The organism is Vibrio sp. Vb2131 (assembly GCF_033338535.1).
GTDB classification, from domain to species: Bacteria; Pseudomonadota; Gammaproteobacteria; order Enterobacterales; family Vibrionaceae; genus Vibrio; species Vibrio alginolyticus.
Genome location: NZ_JAWOSW010000117.1, coordinates 1 through 586 on the forward strand (window position 1 = coordinate 1; position 586 = coordinate 586).

Genomic DNA, 586 nt, shown 5'->3' on the forward strand with positions numbered 1-586 from the left:
CATTTTTTGCAGCGATTGGATCTTTACGCTGCAATGCGGCAAGGATTTTGGCGTGATCGTCTAACCACTCTTCACGGTAGTCTTGACCAGCAATGTGAGAATGAAGTTTCTTCCACATTGGGCTGCTCTCGCGTCGCTCCCAAGATTGCTTCAACATGTCCACCAGCACAGAGTTTTGAGTTGCCTCTGCAATGCACATGTGAAACTTCTCATCACCGTTGCAATCTGCGGTGCCACTGGCAAGTTCTTCTCGTTCTAACTCAAGGGCTGCACGCATTTTCACGATGTCGCCAGGCGTTACTTGCATCGCTGCAAATTCCGCAATGTTACTTTCAAGCAACTGGCGAGCTTGGAGCATTTCAAACGGACCGGCATCATCGCTGATCACGTTCTCACGGGAGTTCGGTTGAGATGGAATATTGATGACATACACCCCAGAACCTTTCTTCACTTCGACAAGGTTTTCCAGCTCCAGCATGATGATCGCTTCACGCACTACTGTGCGGCTAACGTCGAGACGTTCTGCGATATCGCGCTCAGGCGGCAGCCTATCTCCGACCACGTAACGGCCATTGATAAGTTCTTG

General features: G+C 50.2%; 1 protein-coding gene. It reads right to left on the reverse strand.

Translation table 11 applies throughout. The annotated features are described in order from the left end of the window. A partial coding sequence (locus R7E38_RS23175) for an FCD domain-containing protein (protein ID WP_318082193.1) occupies positions 1-586 on the reverse strand: 586 nt, incomplete at both ends.